The following is a 22,644-nucleotide window of genomic DNA, read 5'->3' on the forward strand; positions in this document are numbered from 1 at the left end:
AATGACTATGAAACGAAACTTAAGATATTATTTACTGCTCGCAGGTATTGGGCTTCTCTACGAAGGTGCGCAGGCGCAGCTAGTGCAGAAGAGCCACACAACGTCGAACGGGGGTGGCAAGTCAACTGGCACAAACATCCAGCACTTTGGCGTGGCAGGTCAGTCTGTGGCGGGGGGTGCTTCAGGTGGTAATTATCAAATGAATATTGGCTTTATTCATACCATTGCCAATGACGCTTTTCCCCAGGCACCATCCGACTTTCTGGTATTGCCTTTGAGTGAGACGTCACTTCACATTAGCTGGATTGACAACGCTAACAATGAAACTCACTATGCACTGGAAAGGTCTACATCAGACGATTTCTCCACAGACTTAGTAGGCATTCCTGTCGGTGCCAATGGCACTGAATACACTAATACCGGCCTCACTCCAGACACCTACTACTTTTACAGGCTGAAAGCTGTGGGAGCCAGTGAAGAATCGGATTATGTCTACGACGGCACTGCCACCTTTTCCGGGGTGCTCGATAACCGGTGGGCCTGGGCAAGTAGCCTGGGTTCTCCCTCGTATGGTCGCACCGTTGCCAATGACAACAATGGCAATACCTATGTTGGAGGGCGTGTGGACGCTGACCTGTACGTTGGTGCGGAAAGCTGGGTGATAGCGGGAGGCAGCGACGGCTTTGTGATCAAATATGATGCGGACGGGAATATCATGTGGGGCCGACAGCTATCATCAGCTAGTGGCGCATCGGTGGAGGAAGTAAAAGTTGATGCCAATGGCGTGTTGTATGTTAGTGGTTATTTTAGCGGAACGCTGACCATTCCCAACGGGCCCACTTTCAATTCACAGGGGAGCACTGACGGATTCCTACTGAAAATGGACGCCAATGGGCAGTTGATATGGGCCAAGTCTTTAGGAGGCTCACTCAACGACCTCATCACCTCGCATTCTTTTGATGGCAGCGGCAACATTCACCTGCTATACAGCTCTTCAAGCGTAAACGGCACCTTTGGAGGCAGTGCGCTCAACGCTGGTTTACACATAGTCACTATCTCACCGAACGGAAACTTTGTGAGGACCAGGCCTGTGTCTGCCGAATCAGGTGTTTCAGGCAATGATCTGACTGTTGATGCGCAGGGCAATATATACGTTGTCGGTGGTTTTAGCGGCGCTCCCAGCATAGCCGGTGTTGGCTTGTCAGTCAGCGGTACAATCGACATTTACTACGCTAAGTTCAATAATTCTGGCGATCCTTTGTGGGTGAAGCAAGCATCAACACCCGAAAGCGACAACGCCTATGCAGTAGCAGTAAATGGCAGCAATGTGTACGTTGGCGGCTTTTTCGATGGCAGTTCTCTGGTTGTTCCCACTATTGGCCCTGTCAGTAGTGCGGGTGGAAGAGAGGGTTTCCTGTTGGCTGCAAGTAGTGCCGACGGTGCCACGCAGTGGGTGCGCTCAATGGGTGGAGCCGGCAACGACGGCGTGCTGGCCATGGCAACAGGCAGCGCCGGGCAGATCGTCGTTAGCGGTTTTATGGGAATTGATGAAATGTCATTTCCCCCGTCTCTGGAAGCTGTGAGCAACGGTTTTGGATTCTTTGCTCACTACGATGCCTCTGGAGCAGTCCTTCGGGTGGACAAAATTGAAGGCAAGTCTAACAATCTGGTGTCCAACCGGGCTGTGTCAGTTTTTGAGAACAATCTCTACGCCACCGGCCGCTTTTTGGGAGCTGCTGAGTTTGGCCAGCTCAGCACCTTGCAGTCAGGCGGAGGCACATCTATGTTTGTTGGCAAATACAAGTATCAGGAGATATGTGATACGCCTGTGTCGTTCACTGTTTCGAATGTTTCGTCCACCGGTGCCGACTTAAGCTGGAACATAGGTCAGTACCCAGCCGGAGATGCACTCACTTATAAAATCCGTTATAAACCATTGGGCACGCTCACATGGGAGGAGGTAGTTCAAGGGGGAACCTCCCTTCAACTTACTGCTCTTGAGCCTGGTGTGCAGTACCTTGTTCAGGTGAACATGACCTGTACTGGGTCTGAGGTGCTGACGTCGGCTTACACGGATGTGGAATCGTTCACCACATTGGGTACACCTGCTTGTGAGGTGCCTGTCATAGCGAGCGACGTCAGTGTCAGTGATACGGAGCAGGACATTACCTGGAACAATACAGGAGCCGTGACCTATGATGTTCGTTATAGGCTAAAAGGAACCACTATCTGGACAACCACTACCGGGCTTGTTTCTGCAAGCGCCAGCCTCACCGGCCTGCAGGCTGGTATGGCGTATCAGGTGCAGGTAAGAGGAGTTTGTGCAGCTGTTCAGACGCTGTATTCATCCGTGTACGAGTTTACTACTTCTGGCGCCGTGAGTTGTGCGGCACCAGCAGGCATGTCGGTTTCGGCCATCACTGCTTCGTCGGCTACAGTTTCCTGGACCGACCAATCGGCTGAGTCATATGAGATCAGGTACAAGCCCAACGGCACCGCCATCTGGACGACTGCCACAACAGCCATGGCGAGCATTGATCTGACTGATCTGGAACCAGGTACTGACTATGTGTACATGCTTAAGGCTGTCTGCAATTCGAGTGCAGGGCTGAGTTCAGTCTACACAACTGTCAATCAGTTTACTACCACGGGTGCGCCAAGTTGTGTGACTCCGGTTGGGCTGAGTGCTACAGTGACCACCAACACGGCTGATTTAAGCTGGACCGCCAGCACGGGAGCGGTAGCCTACGACATTCGTTACCGTGTGCAGGGCACGACGGTTTGGAGTTATATACAGAGTCCAACAAACAGCAAGCAATTGACGGGGCTTAGCGGAGGCACTTCCTACCAGGTGCAGGCAAGATCGGTTTGTACCCTTGATGGTACGTTTGTGTCTGTTTATTCGACCACCTACATCTTCGCCACTCAGGGTGCGGCTGCATGTACGACTCCAGCGGATTTGGCAGCTACTCCAGGCACAACCGATGCGACTTTGACATGGGCCGCTCAGGGGGGCGCTTCCAGCTACCAGGTACGTTACAGGTTGGAGGGAACTACCACATGGAGCTATCAAACGACCGCCATCAATTCGTTGAATATTAGTTCATTGGTAAGTGGAATGCCGTATATGTGGACTGTAAGAACCATTTGCAATGCCGAAGGAACACTAGCTTCGACTTTTGCTTCCACAGCGTTCTTTGAAACAACAGGAGTTGTTTCATGTGAAGTGCCGACCAGCCTGTCAGTGTCAGCTATAACCGATCAGTCGGCCAGCTTGACCTGGAGCGATGTCGGTGCGACATCCTACCAAATTCGCTATCGAATCGCTGGGACACCCATATGGACGATGGTTCCGATTATCAGTCCTTCCTACGTCCTCACCGGCCTTGAATCAGGTATGCCTTATCAGGTGCAGGTTAAGGCAATTTGTGCGGCAGATGGAAGTATTCAGAGTCTGTTCAGCTCATTGGTTTCGTTCGAAACCTCTGGGACTGTTAGCTGTGAAATTCCTGTTAATCTTGCTGCTTCCAATATTACATCGAGCTCGGCCACAGTTTCATGGGCCACCGTAGCAGAAGCAGCCAATGGCTATGGGTTGAGGTATCGGGTAAAAGGTACCAGTTTATGGACACTTGCTACAGCCGGTGCAAATAGTTACGACCTCACCGGGCTGGAGCCAGGCATGCCTTATCAGTTCTCTGTGAAATCAAACTGTAGCACCAATCCTGTGCTGTCGTCGGTATACTCTGTGCCGGCAGAGTTCACCACCGATGGCTTACCAAGTTGCGATGTGCCGTCCGGTTTTAGCGTTAGTGCTGCTGATACAGATGCAGAGATAACCTGGGCTAACCTTAGTTCCTTGAGTTATGACGTCCGGTTCAGGGTGAGTGGTTCCACCATCTGGACAAACTTGAATGTTGGCACGAATGCGATCAGCCTCGGCTCGCTCCAAACGGGCACCAATTATCAATTCCAGGTACGTTCTGTTTGTGCCGCCAATGGCTCACTGAAATCGTTGTATTCTGGTGTTGAGTTTTTTACCACCACCGGCCCAGTGTCATGTGAATCGCCAACTGGCCTCGCAGCGTCGGCCATCACCGACACGGGCGCTGAGATTACCTGGACTGTTGCTGCGGGCGTAGATCAATATGACGTTCGTTACCGAGTAAAAGGTACTACCATTTGGACGCAGGTGCTTGCAGGTACCGCTTCGCTAAGCCTGTCTGGCTTGTCGTCGGGTATGCCATACCAGGTAAGGGTGAGAACTCTTTGTGCTCCGGATAACAGCCTGGTGTCCCCGTATTCTTCCATATTGGAGTTTAGCACTACTGGTGCCACGGCATGTGCGGTTCCAACCGGTTTAACGGTTGGCGTCACCGAGCAGACCACCGCCGATTTGTCGTGGGGGGCTGCCGGTGGTGCCCTGAGCTATGAAGTTTTGTACCGCAAGCAGGGCGACATTATCTGGACGGCGGCAACTTCAGCCACTGCATCGATAAGCCTGTCTGGACTGACTTCGCTGACCACATACCAGTGGAAAGTGCGTACAATTTGCTCAGGTGATAATTCGTTGCGCAGCCAGTTCTCGTCAGTGTCTACTTTCCAAACCATTGCCGAACCAGGTGCCAGGGTAGCTGAAGAAGATGATACTGAAGTAGCCATGGGACTTGAAGAAGTTCTGGCAGCCTTTGAATTGGTGATTTATCCAAACCCATCACCTGATCAGGTGTTTTTCCGGCTTATACCACCGCAAAGTGACTACTTCTCTTTGTCAGTGTTTAACCTTGCCGGGCAGGAGGTACAACACCTGTTTGACGGGTGGCTCGAAGGAGAAGAGCAGGCTGAGTTTGTCTGGCAGGGGAGGGATCGACCTTCTGGCATCTATGTCTTTAAGCTTTCGAATGGCAAAGGACTGGAAATTAGCAGGAGAATCATTCTGACCCACTAATCTAACCCAAACTACCACTACGATGAGTTCGATATACAAACCAACGATATGGAGTACTCTTGCCTTTTTGCTGCTGCTGGCTCCCTTTTTGGCCACTTCCGCAGGCAATGAGATTACCCTGGAAAGTTATGTAACCACCGACACTGATGGGGATGGGCTGACGGATGATGATGAGATCAATATATACAACACTGATCCTGAACTTGCCGACACCGATGACGATGGGTTGAATGACGGAGATGAGGTAAATCTTTACGGCTCTGACCCAACTTTGAAGGACACAGATGATGATGGGCTGGAAGATGGCGAGGAAATAAATACCTACGGTTCTGATCCTACTCTATCGGATTCCGACGACGATGGCCTGAATGACTTTGAGGAGGTGAACACTTATGGTACCGACCCGACACTTTCAGATTCAGACGATGACGGACTCAGTGATTATGACGAAATCAATTCCTATGGCAGTGACCCTACCCTCAAAGACTCCGACGATGACGGCCTTGAGGATGGCGATGAAGTGAACGTGTATGGCAGCGATCCGACACTGATAGATTCTGACGATGACGGTCTGGAGGATGGCGATGAAGTAAATACATATGGAAGTGACCCGACGCTTACCGATTCAGATGGAGACGAAATTAGTGACTATGATGAAGTCATTACATACGGTACTGATCCCACGCTTTCTGATAGCGATAATGATGGATTAAATGATTATGAGGAACTAGTCACTTATAGCACCGATCCTTTGCTATCCGATACCGATGATGATGGCCTCAGCGACGGTGATGAAGTGAATGTTTATGGTACTGACCCACTGGTAAAGGACACTGATGAGGACAGCCTCGAAGATGGAGAAGAAGTGAACGATTATGAGTCAGATCCGAACCTGGCCGACACCGACGACGATGGCTGCGACGATGGGCAGGAGGTGGCTCAAAACAGCAACATCCTTGTAGCCGATTCGGATGTGGATGGCGATGGCTACAAGAAGTGCGACGGAGATTGTGACGACAACGACGGCACTATCAATCCGGCTACAGTTTGGTATGCCGATGCCGATGGTGACGGCTATGGCACAGATACAGACACAAAAACGCAGTGTACGCAGCCCACCGGTTATGTGCGGGTAAGTGGCGACTGTAACGATACTGATGCTAACATCAAACCAACCACCGTTTGGTACCAGGACAGCGATGGCGATGGCTACGGAAATTCAGCCGTTAGCCTTACACAATGTGCTGCCCCTGCCGGGTATGTGGCGAATGCTGACGACTGTGACGATACCAAAGAAACTATCAAACCAACAACTGTTTGGTATGCCGATGCCGACGGGGATGGCTATGGAGACGAAGGTGTGACGAAAACCCAATGTGCACAGCCAGCTGGATACATCTTAACAGCAGGTGACTGCGACGACAGCCAGGAAGCTATCAATCCGACGACTGTGTGGTACGCTGATGCAGATGGTGATGGGTTCGGATTGGAAGCCGACAAAAAGACACAATGCACAAAACCAGAGGGATATGTGCTGGTGTCTGGCGATTGCGATGATGCCAAGGCGGATGTCAATCCCAATACAGTGTGGTACAAAGATGCGGATGGAGATGGATTTGGTGATACGGCCACCACGTCAAAATCATGTAGTAAGCCGGAGGGATTTGTGGCCGACGCCACAGACTGCAACGACGCCGATAAGGACGTTTATCCAAGCGCTCCCGCTTTGCCTGATGGCAAGGACAACAACTGCGACGGATCAATTGATAAGTTATCCCAAACGATTACAATTGCTGCGATAGATAATAAGACATTTGGTGACCCTGCTTTCGAAGTAACAGCCACATCCAGTGCCGGATTAGCTGTAGCGCTTACTGTAACCGGGCCTGCTACTATTTCCGGAAATGTGGTGACTATCACGGGGGCTGGCGAGCTCATCATAGATGCAGTACAGGCGGGGAATGATGGCTACGCCGCAGCGGATGCGTCGGTCACTATACAAGTGGCAAAGGCCAGCCAAACGATTAGCTTTACAGCGCTGCAAGATGTGAACCTGGAAGAGGGCACTGTTACTCTTGAGGCTTCGTCGTCCAGTGGGCTGCCAATCACTTTTTCTGTCGAAGGTGCCGCAAGCCTTGAAGGGAATACCGTAACCCTGCTGGGTGCCGGTCCGCTAACAATTTCGGCCAGTCAGCCTGGTAATGGCAATTACAACGCCGCTACCACTGCTACTCAGTCGATTTGTGTTAACCCTGCATTGCCAGTGATTACCGTCGCTTCTAAAGGAAAAAGCTTATCAACCTCTTTGGTAACCGGCGCTACTTACACCTGGTTCAGAGATGGACAGGAATTGCCTACGGAAGGAAATAACCTTCCCAATGAGGACAGTGGCGTATTTAAGGTGTTGGTGGATGTTGGTGGATGTACCAGTACCTCAGCGGAAGTGAATGTGACGATAACGGGTATTAACGAGGCTTATCTCAGTAATATCATCGTTTATCCAAATCCAGCAACGGAAAGAATTTCACTGAAATCGCTAAATGAAGTGTTTCATGCCGACAAGTTGGTGCAAATATCAAATGTCTCAGGAAGCCTGGTGAAGGAAGTACAGCTGAGGGTGGATGAGAATTCGATTGAGTTGGCCGACTTGCCTGCTGGCGTTTACTATTTGCGGGTATTCGATAGCAAGGTTCGAAAAGACTTTAGGTTCATTAAACACTAGATTTCCACAACAACGTAAAGGCCCGGATTCGGGCCTTTTTTTTGTTTCGCAAGCAAAATGTTCTTTGTCAAACCAGCATCCCAAACAGCTCAGGCTTGTTGTTGAGTAGCTGGTAGTTGATGTTATAGGCCTTCATTCTATCGAGCAGGCTTTGGAAGTCGTTCCGATCTTTTAGCTCTATGCCGATCATGGCCGGGCCGTTTTCACGGGCTGTCTTTTTGGTGTACTCGAAAAGTATGATGTCATCATTCGGCCCCAACACATTCACAAGAAACTCTTTGAGGGCACCGGCTCGTTGCGGAAACTTAACGATGAAATAGTGTCTCAGTCCTTCGTACAGCATTGACCGTTCTTTGATCTCTGCCATCCGGATGATATCGTTGTTGCCGCCGCTGACAATAGCAACAACCGTTTTGCCTTTTATTTGATCAGCTACCAGATCGAGCGCTGCGGTGGTAAGGGCTCCCGCTGGTTCGACGATGATGCCTTCGTTGTTGTAAAGCTCCAGTAAGGAAGTACATACCTTGCCTTCTGGCACAAGTACTACCTCGTTGAGCACCTCTTTGCAGATTTCCAGATTGAGCTTGCCAACGCTTTGCACGGCGGCGCCATCCACAAACTTGTCGATCTGCTCCAATGTAACCACATGACCTGCTTCCAGCGATTTTTTCATGGCCGGGGCACCCAGGGGCTCTACGCCAATGATTTTTGTCTTTGGGCTCAATGCTTTAAAATAGCTCCCAACACCGGCAGAGAGCCCGCCGCCGCCAATGGGAACGAGCAGGTAGTCGATGGGTTCGGAAATTTCGTCCAGTATTTCCACCGCCACTGTGCCCTGGCCTTCAATCACTTTCTCGTCATCAAAAGGAGGAACAAACGTGCCGCCAGCGGCTTCACAGTCTTTAACGGCCTGGGAATTGGCATCGTCGAACGTGTCGCCGATCAAAATTACTTCAACGAACTCTTTTCCGAACATCCGCACCCGGTCGATCTTCTGACTGGTCGTGGGAGTGGGCATGTAAATCTTGCCATGGATCTTCTGATGGAAGCACGCATAAGCAACACCTTGTGCATGATTACCAGCGCTGGCACAGAAGATACCGTTGGCTCTTTGCTGATCCGACAGCGAAGCAATTTTGTTGAAGGCCCCTCGTATCTTATAAGAACGAACGATGTTAAGGTCTTCCCGCTTCAGGTAAATCCTGGCGCCATATTTTTCAGAAAGCTGCTGATTGAATTGCAGCGGGGTGGGGGGGACAACGTCTTTGAGCGTGATTTTGGCCTGCAGGATTTTGTCTGCGGCAACGAGGGGAGATTGTGTGGAGGACATTGGGGGAGGTAAATGCATCAAGTAATCGGTAATCAGTAATCGGTGTCACCTGATTACTGATTACCATTTACCATTTACTGTTTCGGACGAAGCTTGCGCACCTGAGCGCCTGCCTGCCACATTTCTGAATTATGAAGTTCAGCCAGCTCAACTTCAAGTTTCGCACGGTAGTCCGGCTGACGGTTTGCTTCGATAGTGATGCGAGCCTCGTTGCCAGTTGCTACGCTTTCATACAAATCGTCGAACACAGGAGCTACGGCATCACGGAACCTGTTTTTCCAGTCAAGCGCACCACGCTGGGCAGTCGTTGAGCAGTTTGCATACATCCAGTCCATGCCGTTTTCAGCTACCAGCTTGATAAGGGACTCAGTTAGTTCTTCCACCGTCTCATTGAATGATTCTGATGGTGAGTGTCCTTTTTTGCGAAGCAGCGTGTATTGTGCTTCCAAAATACCAGCTAAAGCACCCATCAATGTGCCTCTTTCGCCAGTAAGGTCAGAGAACACTTCTTTTCTGAAATCAGTTTCGAACAGGTAGCCTGATCCTACACCAATGCCGAGGGCAATAGCGTTTTCTCTTGCTTTACCAGATGCGTTTTGGTGTACAGCAAAGCTTGAGTTCAAGCCTTTTCCTTCAAGGAATAGACGACGCAAGCTGGTGCCAGATCCTTTAGGAGCTACCAGGATCACATCAGTATCAGCATTAGGCACAATGCCAGTCTGCTCTTTGTAAGTGATGCCGAAGCCGTGAGAGAAGTAAAGTGTTTTGCCTTTGGTAAGGTGCTTTTTCACAGTTGGCCATAAAGCGATTTGCCCTGCATCAGAAAGAAGGAATTGCAAGATGGTTCCTTTATCACACGCTTCTTCCAGTTCAAATAGCGTTTTGCCAGGTACCCAGCCGTCTTTCACAGCTTTGTCCCATGTTTTCGAATCTTTGCGCTGGCCAACGATAACGTTGAAACCATTGTCTCTCAGGTTGAGTGCCTGTCCAGGACCTTGTACTCCATATCCCAGTACGGCTATGGTTTCGTTTTTAAGGACTTCTCTGGCTTTTTCTAAAGGAAATTCTTCTCTGGTTACTACTTCCTCTTCTACGCCTCCAAAGTTGATCTTTGCCATTTTCTTGTGTTTTCTTATTAAAATTAGGATTTACATTATGACCGCTATTGAAACAATAGGTTGGTTTTTACTTCTTCCAATTCCTTGATAAAGGTTTCGGTTTTTCTTTTGCTCATCGAGATAGCCACACGACCCGACCTCACAAACTCCAGGACGCCATAGGGTTCCAGCTTCTTGAAAAGGTCAGAGGTTTCGTCTTTGTGGCCAGTTTTTTCGAGCACAATATAGTCTTCTTCTATGACAAGTATTCGTGCTCCGTTGTCTCTGACAAGTTTTTCAATCTTGTTACCCCCCATGAAAATCTTGGTTGGAACTTTGTACAGGGCAATCTCCTGATAATGCACCTGGTCTTCTTCGTAAAGAAATGCTCCAAGTACATCCACCAGCTTTCTGATCTGTTTTACTACCTTCTCTGCCTGCTCCCGTGTGCTATGCACCACTATGGTGAAGCGGCTTACACCAGCTACCTCTGTCGTTGAGACGTTCAGACTGCTGATATTGATTTTCCTGCGGGAAAATATGATGGTAATATGGTTCAGGAGTCCCGATTTGTCTTCTGTCAGGACAGACATAGTGAAGAGTCTTTCAGGATCCTGCCCGTTTTGTTCGTTATATAATGACTGTGACATAATACTGCTCTTTTACTCTAAACGAATGTTTGAAACTGAATCACCGGAGGGAACCATAGGGAACACGTTTTCTTCCTGCTCCACTACTACCTCCAGAAAGTAGGGGCCATCAGTGCTCAGCATCTTGTCGATAGCAGTTGAAAGATCGCCTCTTTCTACCACCTTTTGACATGGAATGCCATAGCCCTCAGCGATCAACTGAAAATTAGGGTTGACCATTTCAGTAGATGAGTACCGCTTGCCGTGAAACAACTGCTGCCACTGGCGCACCATACCAAGAAAGTTGTTGTTGAGCACCACGATCTTCACACCAATATTGTACTGGAAGATGGTGCCCAGTTCCTGGATGGTCATCTGGAAGCCGCCGTCACCTATCACGGCAATCACAGGCCTGTCTGGTTTGCCAAGCTTGGCACCAATAGCCGCCGGAAGACAAAAGCCCATGGTGCCCAATCCGCCCGACGTCACGTTGCTGTCGGTTTCGTTGAAGCCATAGTACCTGGTGGCGACCATCTGGTGCTGCCCAACGTCGGTAACCAAAATCGCTTTCCCTTGCGTTTTTTCGTTGAAAAGCCTGATTACTTCACCCATTTTCACTTCGCCGCTTGTTGGATAAAGATCTTTTTGGATGACTTTTTCATGCTCCAACTTGTCGCACTCTTTGAATTCCGCCATCCAGCTTTTGTGCTCTGCCTTTTTGATCTTCGGGATCAATGATTTGATCGCTGCTTTCGCATCTGCATTGATCGCCACAGTGGTCTTCACATTTTTATCAATCTCTGAAGGATCGATTTCAATATGAATCACTTTGGCTTGCCGTGCATATTTTTTCAAGTCGCCTGTTACCCGGTCGTCGAATCGCATGCCGATTGCAATCAGCACATCGCACTCATTGGTTTTGATGTTTGGCCCGTAGTTGCCATGCATGCCCAGGTACCCGACGTACTGCGGATGATCCGTAGAAAGTGCCGAAAGTCCCAGAAGAGTTGATGCTGCCGGGATATCGCCTTTGATCAGGAATTCGCTAAGCGCTTCCTGTGCGTGTGAAATCAGAACGCCGTGGCCTACGAGGCAGAATGGCTTCTTCGCATTGTTGATGATTTCAGCGGCTTCTTCCACCTTGCTTTCATCCAATACAGGATAGGGATGATAGCTGCGGATTTTGGTGCACTTTTCGTAAGAGAAGTCTACCATCGCAAACTGTGCATCTTTGGTAATATCGATCAACACAGGGCCGGGCCTGCCAGTGTTGGCAATATAAAATGCCCGGGCAATAGCCCCCGGTATTTCCTCGGCTTTGGTTACCTGATAATTCCATTTTGTTACAGGCATAGAAATGCCGATCACATCGGTTTCCTGAAAAGCATCGGTTCCCAGTAAATGAGAAGGAACCTGACCGGTGATACAGACCATAGGGGTTGAGTCAATCTGAGCATCGGCAATGCCGGTAATCAGATTGGTAGCTCCGGGCCCGGAAGTAGCGAAACAGACACCCGTTCTGCCAGTGACCCTGGCATAACCCTGGGCGGCATGGGCAGCTCCCTGCTCATGGCGGGTCAGGTAATGGGTGAGTTTGTCTTGGTAGCCATACAAAGCATCGTAGATCGGCATAATGGCTCCTCCGGGGTATCCGAAAATGGAGTCAACGCCCTCTTCGAGCAGGCACATAAGCAATGCTTCTGAACCTGATACTCTGATGGTCTTTTTGGGTTGCTTTTTTTCAACCGCTAATGTCGAGGTGTTCATACTACGTTCATTAAAGGTCTGTAACACAGCCTTGTGAGGCTGAGCTTACTGAGTTAATATATTTCTTCAATATTCCTTTCGTGGCTTTGTAAGCAGGTTTTACCCAAGCTTTTCTTCTCGCTGCCAGCTCTTCGTCTGAAAGTTTCACTTCCAGCAAATTATTCGTCGCATCAATGCGGATTATATCTCCGTTTTTGATCAGAGCCAAGGGGCCGCCCTCCTGCGATTCGGGGGTGATATGCCCCACTACGAATCCGTGCGACCCGCCTGAGAACCTTCCGTCGGTGATCAGCGCCACGTCTTTTCCGAGCCCGGCACCCATGACGGCACCCGTCGGCTTGAGCATCTCGGGCATGCCCGGTGCGCCTTTCGGTCCCGACTGTCGAATAACAATCACTTCTCCTTTTTTAACTTCTTTACCAATACCGTCGATGGCGGCAAACTCATCTTCATAGATTCTTGCAGGGCCCTCGAACACTTCTCCCTCTTTGCCGGTGATTTTCGCCACAGCACCTTCGGGTGCGAGGTTGCCATACAAAATCTGCAGGTGGCCTGTTTTTTTGATCGGCTTATCAAAAGAATAAATAAGATCCTGTCCCGATTGAAGATCAGCAATTTCTTCCAGGTTCTCGGCTAGCGTCTTTCCGGTTACAGTCATGCAGTCGCCATGGAGGTAACCTTCTCTCAAGAGGATTTTCAACACACCTGGCACGCCACCTATCTTGTGAAGGTCTTCCATCAGGTATTTTCCGCTCGGCTTCAGGTCGGCCAGGAACGGTGTCTTGTCGCTGATCCTTTGGAAATCGTCAAGCGATAGCTCTACGTCTGCTGCTTTGGCCATGGCCAGAAGGTGAAGCACTGCGTTGGTAGACCCACCCAGCACCATCACGGTTGTAATCGCATTTTCGAATGCCTTTTTCGTCATAATGTCCGACGGAAGGATATTCTTCTCCATAAGGTTGCGAATAGCCGCACCCACTTTTTCAATCTCGCTTACCTTTGGATTACCCTCGGCAGGGTTGGATGAACTATAGGGTAAACTCATGCCCATTGCTTCGATAGCCGATGCCATAGTGTTAGCCGTATACATACCGCCACATGCACCGGGGCCGGGGATAGAGTTTTGGATAATGCCTTTGTAGTCCTCATCGGACATGTTGCCGCCCAGGCGCTGACCATAAGCCTCAAATGCAGAGACGATGTTTAAGTCTTCGCCCTTCCATTTCCCAGGGCGAACCGAGCCTCCGTAGACCATGATACTCGGTCTGTTCAGTCGGGACATGCCCATAATAGCCCCTGGCATATTTTTGTCACAGCCCACCACCGCCACCAGGGCGTCGTAAAACTGCGCCTGGCTAACTACCTCTATAGAATCTGCGATAACATCCCTGGAGATCAGCGAATACTTCATGCCAGTGGTGCCGTTAGACATCCCATCGCTCACACCTATCGTGTTGAAGATGAGTCCTACCAGGTCGGCTTCTTTAACGCTTTTCTTTACCTGATGGGCCAGAATATTGAGGTGCATGTTGCAGGGGTTGCCCTCAAAGCCAGTGCTCACGATACCCACCTGCGCTTTTTTCAGATCTTCCTCCGTAAGTCCAAGGGCGTAAAGCTGCGCCTGAGAGCCCGGCTGACTCGAATCCTGGGTGATTGTCTTGCTGTGTTTGTTTAATTCTTTTGACATGAGCTGAAACAATTAAAAAAGGGCCATTCTCTGTAATGAGAATGGCCCTTTTTGTGCTTAGTTTTAACGCTCCATTCTCACGACCGGCATCCAACGATGACGACAATGACACGGACGTTAATGATAAGCGAGGATAACATAAATCTTTTCTTTCTGTTACTTGTTGCACAAACCTATGGCAGAAAATTTTATCTGGCAACAAAAAAGAAGAATTTTGTTTTTCGGCAACGGGCTTAGCCCATTGTTAGTTTGGTTTTTTTCACAATGTATTTCAAAAAAAGAGGTGCTTAAAAGAATGAACATTATAAAATTTACATTTTCAAGAAGTTTTTTTGATAAATTATCAAAATTCAGCATTCTCATTGCCGTGGTCGCTTTTATCACGTCGTGTGGTGCCGAAAGAAGGAAAAACGACAGAGACAGGTTCTTTCTGTTGGGCAATGAGGCACTGAAGGGGAATGATAACAAGGAGGCCATCCGGCTTTACACTGAAGCGCTGACGCTGGACAACGACTATGCCGATGCGTTCAATAACAGAGGCATTGCCCACATGAAAAGGGGAGATGCTGCTTCTGCCTTGCTCGATTTCAATCAGGCCATTCTCATCGATGCCGAAAACCTCTCCTATGTGTGGAACAGGGCTGAGGCTTATGCCGGAGCCAACCGGTACGACAAGGCCATCAACGATATCACCGTCGTAAGAAAGGCTTTCCCTGATTCGGCCAGGGTTTATTTTTCGGAAGGTGTTATTCATTTTCAGTTCAAAGAGTACCAGCAGGCGGAGGCCGCCTTCACGGAATCGCTGATGAGGGACAACAGCAATGGTGAGGCATATATTAACAGGGGCACGGTCAGGTATTATTTGAATAAGTTCGATTCGGCTCAATCAGATTTGGAACAAGGGCTCCTTTCTCACTCGGAGGAGGGCAATGCGTGGAATACCCTGGCGATGGTAGCGTCGGCGAAGGGCAACAACAGCAAAGGACTTGAGCTAATTAATAGAGCCATTGACATATCGCCCAACGAGGCTTACTTTTTGAACAACAGGGGATATGTCTATTTGCAGTTGGACAGCCTGAACAAAGCCGTGGAGGATATCGACGCCAGCTTGCTGAGAGATCCGCAGAATGCGTGGGCCTATAGAAACAAGGGGATTTACCACTATAAAGTTGGTAACTATGAGGAGGCACTGAGGTTGTTGATTCGAGCTGATTCGATGGATGGTAAAATGACTGAGTTACACTTGTGGCTGGGAAAAGCTTATTTGGCGATGGGAGAAAAAGAAAAGGCCTGTGAGGCGCTAAGCGCAGCCGAGCAAACGGACGAAGCCTTGAACCTGATAACTGACAACTGCTAACCAATAACTATTTCTTCAACTTCCTCACCAGTTTATTCATGGCAATGAGGTGGCTGAACAATACCGCAGGCACAATGAAAACAGGCAGCCAGATAAAGGGAAACTGAAGCAATCCAATATTGGGCTGGTCAAAAGAGAAAACCTGCGTTATGTACGGTGCCGATAGCACGCCTCTGATCACCACATTGAACAGGAGTCCTAAGGCTGCGAGGTTCCAAATAAAAATGACAAACCGGTGTCTGCCGACAGTGGGATTGAGGAAGTGAGCAACGAAGGGAGCGGTGATGCCCGACAGAATATCCCAGTTACCACCCTCAAAGGTCATCATTTCAGGCACCAGCCCCTGCTTGTACAGCCACCAAAGCACGATCTCAACCGTGATTCGGATGATGTGGAGGTAGGTGAGTGTGAACAGCGGGATCCGGAAAAGAAAACGCCTGGAAACGCCGAATGCCACCAGCCCAATGACGGTGATCAAGGGAGGTAGCACGCCAAAAATCATTCTGGGAGGTACTGCCTCGTAAGCCTGGAAAAAGCCGCAGTAGGCCAGGTAGCCTGTGACCCCCAGCCACATGCTTATCACAAAGCCGGTGAGCCATTGGAGTCTTACTCTTTTGGAATGACCGCTAAACCCAATAGCGAAAAGGAGGAACAGAAAAAGGGAAAAAGTAGTTAGAAAAAATACGATATAAATCCTTAGCGGGAGGTCGGGGTCCATTTCATCGTTTGACGTTGACAAACGAATTTAGCAAATTCCTTGTAAAGCAAAATTCTATGATCGATTATCTTTGGGTATGTGGGAGTTGAATGAAGAGTTTAAGGCAAGGTTGTCGGACAGGCTGAAGGCACCTTTGCCGGGTGTCGACGCACAAATTCGGATGTCGCCCACCCCCATCAACCAGGAGCGGTTTGCATTCAAAGAAAGGCCGGATGCGAAGGCGGGAGCCGTGCTGATCCTGTTTCATCCGGGAGTGGATGGTATTCACTTTCCGTTGATTCAGCGACCGGAGTACCCCGGTGCGCACAGCGGTCAGGTGAGCTTTCCGGGTGGCAAGTATGAGAAGAGCGACAGAGACCTGCTGCATACCGCACTGAGAGAGGCCGAGGAAGAAGTGGGAGCCAACCCGAGTGAAATTACGGTTTTGGGCACCATGTCCGAACTTTATATCCCCGCCAGCAACTTCAAAGTGCTGCCTGTCATTGGGATCAGTTTTTCAACGCCCCGGTTTGTGCCAGAGGAAAAAGAAGTAGCTCAAATATTATCCGCTGACGTAGGCAACTTGATGAAGCAGGAAATTGCGGTGAAGGACATGATCGTTGGCCCTAATATAAAAATCAGGTCGCCGTTCTTTACCGTCGAAGACAGGGTAGTGTGGGGTGCTACCGCCATGATGCTGGGTGAGTTGCTTCAAATTTTGGAGGATATTAGGTAATTGGGCATATTGGGAGTTGATTAAAAGGCTCCCATGGAAGAAACCACCGCACCTCTTATCACCAACGACGCAGTCGTATTCGGTATACTCATTATGATACTGGCAGCCGTGTTTGGTACGGCCTCTAGCAAGCACACTGGCTGGCAGAAGTTCTACTCCATTGTGCCTACCGTACTCCTTTGTTATTTCATTCCATCCATACTCAATTCCATGGGCATCATATCGGGTGCTCACAGCAAGTTGTATTTTGTGGCTTCCCGTTACCTATTGCCAGCCAGCCTGGTCTTATTGACTGTGTCCGTTGATCTTAAAGAGATCATGAAGCTGGGGCCAAAGGCGTTGATCATGTTTTTTGCCGGTACGGTCGGTATTATGCTGGGCGGCCCACTGGCTATTCTGCTATTCTCGGTTGTTGCACCTGATGTGGTGACGGGCACACCCGGGCAGGAAGTGTGGAGAGGCATGACGGCCATAGCCGGTAGCTGGATTGGCGGTGGGGCTAACCAAACAGCTATGAGGGAAGTTTTTGGGGTGGGGGGAGAGATGTTCTCTACCATGGTGACTGTCGATATATTGATTGGCAACCTGTGGCTGGCTTTTCTGCTGTATGGCACAGGAAGAGCTGAAAAGATCGACAAGTTTCTTAAATCAGACACCTCAGCTATTGAAGAGGTGAAAAGGAAAATTGAGACCTATCGCCTTAGCATTTTGCGGGTGCCCAATATGTCGGACACGCTAATGATATTGGCCGTGGGATTTGGCGTGACAGGCCTTTCTCATTTCGGTGCAGACATCATCGCTCCGTGGATTGGGGAGAACTTCCCGGGGCTGGAAGAGTACAGTCTCACCTCGGGGTTCTTCTGGATTGTGGTGATTGCTACTACGTTGGGCTTGTTGCTGTCCTTCACCAAAGCTCGTGATCTGGAAGGGGCCGGTGCTTCGAGGCTTGGTAGCGTCTTTCTTTATATTCTCGTAGCCACTATTGGGATGGAAATGAATCTGCTAGCGATTTTCGAAAACCCGGGACTATTTCTTGTAGGCTTCGTCTGGATATTGTTCCACATCACCATCATGCTGGTGGTGGCTAAGCTGATCAAAGCACCGTTCTTTTTTGTGGCGGTGGGCAGCCAGGCCAATGTGGGCGGGGCGGCTTCAGCGCCTATTGTGGCCTCGGCCTTTAATCCTTCGCTGGCTCCAGTGGGAGTGCTGCTGGCCGTGCTGGGCTATGCGGCAGGCACTTATGGGGCTTACTTGTGTGGGCTGATGATGCAGGCAGTGGCGCCTTAGGTTCTTGTCCAATTTTTATTGGCACGCAAAGGAGCTAAGTCGCAAAGCGAAGAGAAGGCTGGACGCACGGCGACGAAGCCAACCAACTATGTGTGAGTGTTACGGCCTAGCAGCTATTTTGAGGTGAATTTCTGAGCCCAATAGGCGTCGTGTTCTTCAGTAATATTAAAATAAAGGTCGTATTTTTGAATAAAAAGACCCCGGCCATGAAAAATGTAACGATACCTGTAGAAATTCCTTCTGATATTATGTTGGCTCTGAACGAATCTGAGGAAGAGTTGAAAGACCATTTACAGGTGGCCGTGGCAATCATGCTTTTTCATGAAGGAAAGTTAACCATCGGAAAAGCTATTCAATTGTCGGGCTTAACTCGTTACGAGTTTGAAAAATCCCTCGCTAAAAGCAATTTGCCTGTCTCGAATCCAAGTATTGAGCAAGTGATGGCAGATCTTGAGACGATCAAAAAGCTGTAGCCAGTGAAAGTAGTTGTGGCAGATACCGGGGCCATCATTTCTCTTGTGCATGTTGGGCAGCTTGGTTTAATTGAAAGCATTTTTGGTGATTATTTCATTGCGGAAGCCGTGTGGCAGGAATTACAGGTCTACGACAATCCAGGCTTTGATCGCAGCGTTTTAAAGGACATTGAAAAGAGGGTTATAAAAATAAAGTCAACGAATCACCTGTCAATGGTGATGGATTTTGGAGAATCGGAGTCTGTCATTTTATACGATGAACTAAAAGCAGATTTTTTGCTCATCGACGATAATAAGGCAAGGACTATCGCTGAGTCGCTGAATGTAAAGTGCATTGGGTCCATTGGGCTACTGATGCAGGCCAAGCTAAATGGAAGCATTGTCGAACTGCGACCAATTTTTCAAAAATGGATTTCTTCAGGGAGGTTTTTCTCAAAGAAGCTTCTGAATACGGTGCTGACTGAAATTGGAGAAAATACCCTTGGCGACGGTTGACAGCAGCAAGCTATTGTCGATGAGGAGTTGCAACGGCTAGCTCGCCAAACATATTAAAACAAATCGTGGCTATCTTGCTCTGCTCATTCCAGCCTCCCAGCCTTCTTTTGCAGCTCGTTTGGTGCCTTCCCAGTCGTATATCGATTCTATGATGGATATAGTAAACAGGCCAATGAAGAAAAACCTGATATCTCTTTTAGTTATTTTCATATGAACTGTGGAAGAAAGAGTGAAAACTACTTCAGCGATTGTGTTGGTATCTCAGGTTGACCTAAAAGGCCTCTTTTGAAGTTGTCCCATTTGTTGCTGCTGTTGCTTCCTAAGAATCGAATAAGTAAGACAAATAATACGATCGTAAAGCCTGCGTGTTTCTTTTTCATGCTTGGTAAACTCCTGTTTGATTTCGTTAAACATATCTCCAAAAAGTCATTAACTCAACGGAAAATAAGACTTTTCTTAACTAAGGATGCGCACTCACCCATTCCTCGCCGCCTTCGAAAATCTCCTTTTTCCAGATGGGAACGGTTTGTTTCAGGGTGTCAATAATGAATTCGCAGGCTTGGAAGGAGGCCTTGCGGTGGGGAGTTGAAACGGCTATCACTACCGCTGCCTCACCGATTTCTAAATGCCCTTTGCGATGTACTACCACCGCTTTGATCACGGGCCATTTGGCTTTGGCCTGGTCCACAATCTTCTGGATTTCTTTTTCAGCCATCGGGTCGTAGGCCTCGAAGTCGAGGGACAGCACCTGTTTTTCCTGGGTTTTGTTGCGCACCGTGCCAATGAATACGTTCACTGCACCGGCGCCTTCTGCCTGGGCTGCCTCAATGACGGAATGAATATCTATTGTATGCTCTGTTATTGTGATCATAGACTTTTTGTCCTCAAGCCGGACAGGCTGTTACTTTTCCTTGCCGTTCCCGGATGGGATGAAAAGTAACCAAAAATCATCGAAAAATTAACGCACTGGCCAATAGCCCGCACCCTGCCACCATTTTTCGCCCACCCTCCAAAGAGGGCGTTGCTTCAATCCCAATGTTAGGTTTCAGCAACAGCATTAAATGTCTCTTTTAGAGAAAATGGGTGTGTGGATGAAGTAAAGTACTTGGATTTAGCCATTCTTAAATCTTCAAATCAACAAATCCCCCAATCATAAAATACTCAGCCTCCGCTTACCGGTGGCACGAGTACTATCGTATCAGCCGGGCTAAGTACTGCTTCCTTTTCTGCATACTCTTCATTCAGCGCCACAGCCAGGCTCGTTAGTTTTTGGAACGCCGGGTACTTTTTGTTGAGCAGGGCCAGCAAATCCGCTACCGTAGCTCCATCATTCATGCTCAGCATGGTCTTCCTGTCGCCAAGTATATCCTTCGCTATGCCAAACGCCTGAATCGTTAACTCCATACAGTAAAGTAAATCAATTTGTGATCTCTTCTCAACACAACAACCAATTATGGGGAATAATCCCCTCTTTCCACCAAACAATTTCTAAATCAGCTTAAACTTTACCAACTTGAATTCGTGTTGTAACACTAACTATGCAAGGAAAGCAGTTTTTTGATAATCACGGAAGGCCCATAGAATATGTGAGGCTGGCTGTTACCGACAGGTGCAACCTGCGCTGCTTTTACTGTATGCCGGAGGAAGGCATCAGGTACCTGCCCAAGAAGGAGCTCTTAACCTACGAAGAAATGCTGCGCCTTGTCGGAATCATGGCTGGTTTTGGCGTAAAGAAGGTGAGGCTGACAGGCGGAGAACCTTTTGTAAGGAAAGACCTGATGTACTTTATTAAAAAGCTGAACCAAATTCCAGGCATTGAAGGCATTCATATCACTACCAACGGCGTTCTGACACTGCCTCACATAGAAGAGTTCAAGGCGGCAGGTATCAAGTCGGTTAATTTGAGTCTGGACACGCTGGATCGTGAGCGCTTTCACTCCATTACCCGCCGGGACGAGCTACCGGCAGTGATGGACACTTTTCATGCGCTGCTTGCCCAGGGCATTGAAACAAAGATCAATGCCGTGGTGATGGACGGGCAGAATACGGACGACATTGTGCCGCTGGCCATGCTGGCAAAGGCCCACAAAGTGGACGTGAGATTTATAGAGGAAATGCCGTTCAATGGCGAGGGTTCGCATTATCCCGTGCTGGTGTGGACACATGCGAAGATTCATCAAGAGCTGGTCAGGGCTTTCCCATCGCTTAGCCGAAGAGTAGACGAAGCCGCTTCAACATCGGCAACATATAGCATAGATGGGTTCAAAGGGTCGGTGGGGATCATTGCAGCCTTTACGAGGAGCTTTTGCGGCACCTGCAACCGGATCAGGATGACCGCCCAGGGCACGCTGAAGACCTGCCTGTACGACGACGGTGTGCTTGATTTGAGAGCTTTGCTAAGAAGTGGTGCCAATGATGCAGAAATCAGTGCCGCTTTGCTGAAGGCATTTGGGCAAAGGGCCAAAGACGGGTTTGAAGCGGAGGCAGGGCGAGCAAAAGGACATGCCGTGTCGGAAAGCATGTCGACCATAGGTGGGTAGGCTGCTATTTTTGGTGTTATTGCACGCTGGCGGACGGGGAAGTTTTTGAAGACTAATTGGAAATGAAGTTTGGTTGTAGGTTTTGCAGGAAGAATTGAGTTGGGAGATGGTAAATAGATACATAACTAGAAGAATACATATTACAATTTTTTTGATGCTGCTGTGCTGCTCGATAATGGCGCAGTCAATAAAGGTGGCGGTGGCCTCCAATCTTTTGCTCCCAATGCAGGCCATTGAAAAGAAATTTGAAGGCAGATACCCCTACGAGGTGGAACTCATTCCCGGAGCTTCTGGCACGCTCACCTCGCAGATTATCAATGGCGCTCCGTATGAGATTTTTGTATCCGCTGACGATAAGTACATTGACGAGGTAATCAACAAAGACAAGGCACATGGAGGCCCCCAAACCATTTGCTTTGGTACTGTGTATTTGTGGGTGAAAAACGGCATTGATGGAGACGATCCGGAGAATATCCTCAAACAAGAAAAGGTGAAATCCATTGGTCTGGCACATCCTGACCTGGCCCCTTACGGCAAGCTGTCCAGAGATTGGCTGGAAGTGAAGCAGCTGGGGGTGCTGGTGCACGATAAGATCGTGTATGGCACCAGTATCGGTCAGGTAAACCAGTACATTGCGGCCGGTTCTGTCGATGCGGCCTTTACCTCTAACTCTCTTAAATTCAGTCAGAAGAAAGGCGAGGGTAAGTTTATTAAGATTGAGGAGATTTGGATGGATCCCATACCACAAACGATGCTCATCTTAAAGACTGACGGCCCTGGACTGTTTGTCGCTACATTGTTTAAGGACTTTCTCCTGGGCAAAGAATCCCGCCGAGTATTTCAAGATTTTGGTTACGAACTCCCTGTGGCAGAATAACC

At 49.0% G+C, this 22,644-nt stretch carries 18 protein-coding genes; 9 read left to right on the forward strand and 9 right to left on the reverse strand.

Going from position 1 to position 22,644, the window contains the following annotated elements; translation table 11 throughout:
- The first annotated feature begins 7 nt into the window (after positions 1 to 7).
- Together RIF36_RS02225 and RIF36_RS02230 are read left to right on the forward strand one after the other, a co-directional pair.
- Positions 8 to 4,948 (forward strand): fibronectin type III domain-containing protein, encoded by a 4,941-nt coding sequence (locus RIF36_RS02225; RefSeq protein WP_350126790.1) that lies wholly within the window; start codon positions 8 to 10, stop codon positions 4,946 to 4,948.
- A gap of 22 nt (positions 4,949 to 4,970) precedes the next feature.
- A complete protein-coding gene (locus RIF36_RS02230; RefSeq protein ID WP_350126787.1) occupies positions 4,971 to 7,670 on the forward strand; it encodes a T9SS type A sorting domain-containing protein in 2,700 nt (899 codons plus the stop codon).
- A 67-nt stretch (positions 7,671 to 7,737) separates the two neighbouring features.
- Here RIF36_RS02230 and ilvA read toward each other — a convergent pair whose 3' ends face one another.
- The 5 genes from ilvA to ilvD form a co-directional block, all read right to left on the reverse strand.
- Positions 7,738 to 9,000 (reverse strand): threonine ammonia-lyase, encoded by a 1,263-nt coding sequence (gene ilvA, locus RIF36_RS02235; RefSeq protein WP_350126784.1) that lies wholly within the window; start codon positions 8,998 to 9,000, stop codon positions 7,738 to 7,740.
- 74 nt (positions 9,001 to 9,074) lie between these two features.
- The gene (gene ilvC, locus RIF36_RS02240; RefSeq protein ID WP_350076690.1) at positions 9,075 to 10,118 is read right to left on the reverse strand and encodes a ketol-acid reductoisomerase; all 1,044 of its coding nucleotides are present in this window, start codon (positions 10,116 to 10,118) and stop codon (positions 9,075 to 9,077) included.
- A gap of 44 nt (positions 10,119 to 10,162) precedes the next feature.
- The gene (ilvN, locus tag RIF36_RS02245) at positions 10,163 to 10,747 is read right to left on the reverse strand and encodes an acetolactate synthase small subunit (RefSeq protein ID WP_350076694.1); all 585 of its coding nucleotides are present in this window, start codon (positions 10,745 to 10,747) and stop codon (positions 10,163 to 10,165) included.
- A gap of 12 nt (positions 10,748 to 10,759) precedes the next feature.
- On the reverse strand, positions 10,760 to 12,493 hold the full coding sequence (gene ilvB / locus RIF36_RS02250; RefSeq protein WP_350126781.1) for a biosynthetic-type acetolactate synthase large subunit: 1,734 nt from the start codon (positions 12,491 to 12,493) through the stop codon (positions 10,760 to 10,762).
- A 10-nt stretch (positions 12,494 to 12,503) separates the two neighbouring features.
- A complete protein-coding gene (gene ilvD, locus RIF36_RS02255) occupies positions 12,504 to 14,180 on the reverse strand; it encodes a dihydroxy-acid dehydratase (RefSeq protein ID WP_350126778.1) in 1,677 nt (558 codons plus the stop codon).
- Between the two features lie 295 nt (positions 14,181 to 14,475).
- On the opposite strand from ilvD, the gene RIF36_RS02260 reads away from it, so the two are divergent.
- Positions 14,476 to 15,537, forward strand: coding sequence for a tetratricopeptide repeat protein (locus RIF36_RS02260; RefSeq protein WP_350126775.1), 1,062 nt, complete (start codon positions 14,476 to 14,478; stop codon positions 15,535 to 15,537).
- 7 nt (positions 15,538 to 15,544) lie between these two features.
- On the opposite strand, the gene RIF36_RS02265 is transcribed toward RIF36_RS02260, so the two are convergent.
- Entirely contained in the window at positions 15,545 to 16,255 is a 711-nt protein-coding gene (locus RIF36_RS02265) for a DUF8737 domain-containing protein (protein ID WP_350126772.1), read from the reverse strand.
- Between the two features lie 76 nt (positions 16,256 to 16,331).
- On the opposite strand from RIF36_RS02265, the gene RIF36_RS02270 reads away from it, so the two are divergent.
- The 4 genes from RIF36_RS02270 to RIF36_RS02285 all read left to right on the forward strand — a co-directional run bounded on the left by RIF36_RS02270 (position 16,332) and on the right by RIF36_RS02285 (position 19,225).
- Entirely contained in the window at positions 16,332 to 16,970 is a 639-nt protein-coding gene (locus RIF36_RS02270; protein WP_350126769.1) for an NUDIX hydrolase, read from the forward strand.
- 33 nt (positions 16,971 to 17,003) lie between these two features.
- Positions 17,004 to 18,257 (forward strand): DUF819 family protein, encoded by a 1,254-nt coding sequence (locus tag RIF36_RS02275; RefSeq protein WP_350126766.1) that lies wholly within the window; start codon positions 17,004 to 17,006, stop codon positions 18,255 to 18,257.
- 206 nt (positions 18,258 to 18,463) lie between these two features.
- Positions 18,464 to 18,730, forward strand: coding sequence for a UPF0175 family protein (locus RIF36_RS02280; protein ID WP_151998414.1), 267 nt, complete (start codon positions 18,464 to 18,466; stop codon positions 18,728 to 18,730).
- 3 nt (positions 18,731 to 18,733) lie between these two features.
- The gene (locus RIF36_RS02285) at positions 18,734 to 19,225 is read left to right on the forward strand and encodes a PIN domain-containing protein (protein ID WP_350076710.1); all 492 of its coding nucleotides are present in this window, start codon (positions 18,734 to 18,736) and stop codon (positions 19,223 to 19,225) included.
- 69 nt (positions 19,226 to 19,294) lie between these two features.
- Here RIF36_RS02285 and RIF36_RS02290 read toward each other — a convergent pair whose 3' ends face one another.
- The 3 genes from RIF36_RS02290 to RIF36_RS02300 form a co-directional block, all read right to left on the reverse strand.
- Positions 19,295 to 19,435 (reverse strand): hypothetical protein, encoded by a 141-nt coding sequence (locus tag RIF36_RS02290; protein WP_350076712.1) that lies wholly within the window; start codon positions 19,433 to 19,435, stop codon positions 19,295 to 19,297.
- A gap of 250 nt (positions 19,436 to 19,685) precedes the next feature.
- Positions 19,686 to 20,096, reverse strand: coding sequence for a molybdenum cofactor biosynthesis protein MoaE (locus RIF36_RS02295; RefSeq protein ID WP_350126763.1), 411 nt, complete (start codon positions 20,094 to 20,096; stop codon positions 19,686 to 19,688).
- A gap of 290 nt (positions 20,097 to 20,386) precedes the next feature.
- The gene (locus tag RIF36_RS02300) at positions 20,387 to 20,629 is read right to left on the reverse strand and encodes a MoaD/ThiS family protein (RefSeq protein ID WP_350126760.1); all 243 of its coding nucleotides are present in this window, start codon (positions 20,627 to 20,629) and stop codon (positions 20,387 to 20,389) included.
- Between the two features lie 134 nt (positions 20,630 to 20,763).
- On the opposite strand from RIF36_RS02300, the gene moaA reads away from it, so the two are divergent.
- A complete protein-coding gene (gene moaA, locus RIF36_RS02305) occupies positions 20,764 to 21,765 on the forward strand; it encodes a GTP 3',8-cyclase MoaA (protein ID WP_350126757.1) in 1,002 nt (333 codons plus the stop codon).
- Positions 21,766 to 21,940: 175 nt separating this feature from the next.
- Positions 21,941 to 22,642: a molybdate ABC transporter substrate-binding protein gene (gene modA / locus RIF36_RS02310; RefSeq protein WP_350085913.1), complete on the forward strand. Its 702-nt coding sequence runs from the start codon at positions 21,941 to 21,943 to the stop codon at positions 22,640 to 22,642.
- Positions 22,643 to 22,644: the final 2 nt, after the last annotated feature.

Origin of the sequence: Imperialibacter sp., assembly GCF_040222815.1 — a bacterium.
In the GTDB taxonomy this organism is placed as follows: domain Bacteria; phylum Bacteroidota; class Bacteroidia; order Cytophagales; family Cyclobacteriaceae; genus Imperialibacter.